Genomic DNA, 5,115 nt, shown 5'->3' on the forward strand with positions numbered 1-5,115 from the left:
CACACCCAGACGGCCGCCGGTGTCGCCGGTGTGATCAAGATGGTGCAGGCGCTGCGGCATGGGGTGCTGCCGGCCACGCTGCACGTCGACGCGCCGTCCACCCAGGTCGACTGGGACGCCGGCGCCGTCCGGCTGTTGACCGGGTCACGGCCGTGGCCGGAGACCGGGCGGCCGCGCCGGGCCGGGGTCTCGGGGTTCGGGGTCAGCGGCACCAACGCGCATGTGGTCCTCGAACAGGCACCGGTCGAGGCGCCGACGGCGCCGCCCTCGGGCGAGGAGGCCGGGACGGCGGTGCCGCTGGTGCTCTCGGCCCGCGGCGAGGGAGCGCTGTCGGGCCAGGCCGCCCGGCTGGAGCGGCTGTTGGCGGACGTCGCGGGGCCGGCCCCGGCGGACGTCGCGGCGGCGCTTCTGACCCGGCGGGGCCGGCTGCCGCGGCGCGCGGTCGTGGTGGCCGGCTCCCGGGACCAGGCCCGGGCCGGGCTGGCCGCCCTGGCCCGGGGTCAGTTCCGGCGGGAGGTCGTGGTCGGCTCGGCGGACCGGCTGCCGAAGGTCGTGTTCGTGTTTCCGGGGCAGGGCTCGCAGCGGGCCGGGATGGGCCGGGAGCTGTACGGGCGGTTCGAGGTGTACCGCGAGGCGTTCGACGAGGTGTGCGGGCTGCTGGAGGAGCGGCTGAGCGGCTGGGTGGGGCGTTCGGTGCGCGAGGTGGTGTTCGGGTCGCCGGACGGTCTGTTGGACCAGACCGTGTTCACGCAGGGTGGGCTGTTCGCGGTCGAGGTGGCGTTGGTCCGACTGCTCGCCTCCTGGGGCGTCGTGCCCGATGCGGTGATGGGCCATTCGATCGGTGAGATCACGGCGGCGCAGGTAGCCGGGGTGGTGTCGCTGGAGGACGCCTGCACGGTTGTCGCCGCTCGCGGCCGGTTGATGCAGGCACTTGCGCCCGGTGGAGCCATGGTCGCGGTGAACGCGACGGAGGACGATGTCCGGTCCTTGCTGGGCGAAGGCGTGGACCTCGCCGCGGTGAACGGGCCCGACTCGGTGGTGCTCTCCGGTGACGAGGGGCCGGTGCTGGCCGCCGCGGAGCGGCTGCGCGGCCGCGGGCGGAAGGTGAAGCGGCTGGCTGTCTCGCACGCGTTCCATTCCGCTCGGATGGAGCCCATGCTCGCCGAGTTCACGGCGGCCCTGGCCGGTGTGTCGTGGAATCCGGCGAGGGTCCCGGTGGTCTCCAACCTGAGCGGCCAGGTCGCCGCCGCCGACGAGCTGGGCTCGGCGGACTACTGGGCCGCGCATGTGCGCCGTCCGGTCCGGTTCCACGACGGCGTCCAGGCTTCCGGCGGCGAGCTGTTCGTCGAGGTCGGTCCGGGCGCGGCCCTGTCCGGTGCGCTGGCCGAGACCGCCCTGGCCGTCCCGGCCCTGCGTGACGAACGGTCCGAGACCGAGACCCTTCTGGCGGCGGCCGGCGAGCTGTTCGTCCGAGGCGTGGAGGTCGACTGGACCGCGGCCCTCCCGGAGGGCAGCAACGGCGCGGGCGTCGACGTGCCGACCTACGCGTTCGAGCACCGGCACTACTGGCTTCCCACAGCGAGGCAGACCGACGCGGTCGCCCTCGGGCAGGCCGACGCCGGCCACCCGCTGCTCGGCGCGCTCGTCACCCGCCCGGACGGCGGCGTGGTGTTCACCTCCCGCCTGTCGTTGCGTACCCATCCCTGGCTGGCCGACCATGCCGTCGGCGGTGTCGTGCTCCTGCCCGGAACCGGGCTGGTCGAGCTGGCCGTCCGGGCCGGTGACGAGACCGGCTGCCCGCTCCTGCACGAGCTCGTGATCGAGACGCCCCTGGTCGTTCCGGAACGCGGCGGGATCCGTGTGCAGGTAGGAGTCTCGGCACCGGCCGCGGACGGCACCCGGTCGGTCGAGGTCCACTCCGCGCCGGACGGCGGGCCGGCCTGGACCCGGCACGCCACCGGCGTCCTGGCCACCGAAGCGCCCTCAGCGCTGGGCGCACCTGGTTCGCTCGAGGTCTGGCCGCCCGCGGGCGCGCAGCCGATCACCGTCGACCCGGAGGCCTACTACGCCGAGCTGGCCGGGCGTGGCTACGCCTACGGCCCGGCCTTCCAGGGGCTGCGGGCGGCATGGCGCGACGGCGACGGCGTCTGCGCCGAGGTCGAGCTGCCCGAGGCCGAGCGCGAGCAGGCTGCCAGGTTCGGCCTGCACCCGGCCCTGCTCGACGCCGCTCTGCACGCCAACGGCCTGCGCCGGGCCCCCGAGGGGGCCGGCGACGACGCCGACGAGCCCGGCTCCCGGACGACCGTGCTGCCGTTCGCCTGGACCGGGGTCACCCTGCACGCCGCCGGCGCGGGTGCGCTGCGGGTCCGGGTCACCCCGGTCGGCGCGGACCGGCCGGGCACCGTCCGGCTGGAGGTCGCCGACGGTACCGGCGTTCCGGTCCTGACCGTTGAGGCACTCGTCTTCCGGCCGGTGTCCGCCGAGCAGCTGGCGGCCGCCTCGGGAGGCGACGACGCTTTGTACCAGGTCGACTGGGTCGCCGTGGCCGAGCCGGCCGGCGAGCCCCGGCCCGCCGCGGACGTCACGGTCGTGGAGACCGCCGCGCACGACGCGCTTGCCGCGACCACGAGCGTCCTGAAGGCGCTCCAGAGCTGGCTTGCCGAGGCGGAGGCCGATACGGGTCAGCCCCGGGCCGGCGGGCCGCCGGATGCCCGACTGGTCGTCGTCACCCGCAACGGCGTGCCGGCCGGGCACACAGCCGCGCCCGACCTGGCCGGAGCGGCGGTATGGGGCCTGGTCCGGGCGGCTCAGGCCGAGCATCCCGACCGGGTCGTGCTGGTGGACGTCGATGAGCAGCCGGTGGACGTCGTCCTGGACCGGGTTCTGGCCACCGGTGAGCCGCAGGTGGCCGTGCGGGCGGGGGCCCTGCTGGTGCCCCGTCTCGCGCGGGCGCCCGCCGCCGAGGCGGGTGCCCTGCCGGTAAGTGTGCGCGACGGCGGGACGGTGCTGGTCACCGGCGGCACCGGCTCGTTGGGCCGGCTGGTGGCTGAGCACCTTGTCACCCGCTGTGGCGCGCGACATCTGCTGCTGGTCGGCCGGCGTGGCCCGGACGCGCCCGGCGCGGATGAGATCGCCGCGCGGTTGCGGGATCTGGACGCCGAGGTTGACGTACGTGCCTGTGACGTCAGCGATGCCGGCGCGCTGGGGGCCCTCGTGGAGAGCATCGACCCCGCGCATCCCCTGTGCGGGATCGTGCACGCCGCCGGTGTTCTCGACGACGGGGTCGTCACCGCTCTGACGCACGAGCGGTTGGCGGGGGTGTTCGCGGCCAAGGCCGTCGCCGCGGATCATCTGGCTCGGCTGGCCGACGGTCTGGCTGACGGGCCGTGCGGGGATCTGGACCTGTTCGTCCTGTTCTCCTCCGCGTCGGGTGTCCTCGGCTCACCGGGCCAGGGAAACTACGCGGCCGCCAACGCCTACCTTGACGCTCTCGCCCACCGTCGCCGCGCCGCCGGTCGCACCGCGACATCCCTGGCCTGGGGCCCCTGGCAGCAGGACAGCGGCATGACCGCCGGCCTGCGCCGCCCTGACCGGACGGCGGCCCGCCCCGGCATCCTGCCGCTGGCCCCGAGCGAGGGCCTGGAGCTGCTCGACCGCGCGCTCGCGACATCCCGGGCCCAGCTCGTGCCGATCAAACTCGACCTGCGCGAACTGCGCGCCCAGGCCGGCCCGGCCGGCCCGGCCGTCCTGCGCTCCCTCGTGCCCGCCGGCCGCCGCAGCGCCCGAAGCGGCTCCGACGACCCGCGGAGCCTGGCCCGCCGCCTGTCCGGCCTGGCCGGCCCGGAGCGCGAGGCGCTGCTGCTGGGTCTCGTCAGTGCCCGGGTCGCGGCCGTCCTCGGCTTCTCGGGGCCGGATGACGTCAGGCCCGAAACCGCCTTCAGGGAAGCCGGTTTCGACTCGCTCACCTCGGTCGAGCTGCGTAACCGGCTGCGCGAGGCGACCGGCCTGACCCTGCCCGCCACCGTGGTCTTCGACCACCCGACTCCGCTCGCCCTGGCCCGACACCTGCTCGGGAGCCTTGCGCCGTCGAGTCCGGCACCGGGCCACATCACGCATGACGTCGACGAAACCGCCCTCCGGTCGGCGCTGGCGACGCTGCCGCTGGATCGGTTCCGCGAGGCCGGCCTGCTCGACGCCCTGCTCCAGCTGGCCGATACGACCCACGACGAGCCGGCCACCGGGCCGGAGGAAGAGGAACAGCCGATCGCCGCACTCAACGTCGACGACCTCGTTCGGCTGGCCCTCGGCCGCGACGGGTCCCTCGGAACCGCGTCCGGCACGGACTGATTGGGGCAGAGCGTGAGCGCGTCATACGAAACGGTCGTCGAAGCCCTCCGGAAGTCACTGGAGGAGGTCGGTTCGCTGAAGAAGCGCAACCGGCAGCTGGTGGACGCCGCCCGCGAGCCGATCGCGATCGTCGGGATGGCGTGCCGGCTGCCCGGCGGGGTCGCCGGCCCGGACGACCTGTGGTCGATGGTGACCGAGAAGCGGGACGGCGTCACCGGTTTCCCGACCGACCGCGGCTGGGACCTCGACGCCCTCTTCGACCCCGACCCCGAACGCCTCGGCACGTCGTACGTCGACCGCGGTGGATTCCTGCACGAGGCCGGTCGGTTCGACCCCGGCTTCTTCGGTGTCTCGCCGCGTGAGGCGCTCGCGATGGACCCGCAGCAGCGGCTGCTGCTCGAGATCTCCTGGGAGGCCATCGAGAGCGCCGGCATCGCGGCCACGTCGTTGAAGGGCACCGACGTCGGTGTGTTCACCGGCATCATGGGCGTCGACTACTTCGCCGGGGGCAGCGTGCCGCCCGAGCTGGAGGGTTTCACCGGCACGGGCGCGGCCTCGAGCGTGGCGTCGGGCCGGGTCTCGTATGTGTTCGGGTTCGAGGGGCCTGCGGTCACGGTGGACACGGCCTGCTCGTCCTCGCTGGTGGCCATGCATCTGGCTGCCTCCGCGCTGCGCCGCGGGGAGTGCACGACCGCGCTGGCCGGCGGGGCCACGGTGATGGCCACGCCGGGCCTGTTCGTGGACTTCTCCCGACAGCGCGGCCTGGCC

General features: G+C 74.8%; 2 protein-coding genes. Both read left to right on the top strand.

Annotated elements, in window-relative coordinates:
* Positions 1-4,347: SDR family NAD(P)-dependent oxidoreductase (locus AC08OV_RS23320; protein WP_476620323.1), on the top strand; the 4,347-nt coding region annotated here is incomplete at its 5' end.
* A 12-nt stretch (positions 4,348-4,359) separates the two neighbouring features.
* Positions 4,360-5,115: beta-ketoacyl synthase N-terminal-like domain-containing protein (locus tag AC08OV_RS23325; RefSeq protein WP_476620324.1), on the top strand; the 756-nt coding region annotated here is incomplete at its 3' end.

This window comes from Frankia sp. CeTa3Moorea (assembly GCF_978021225.1).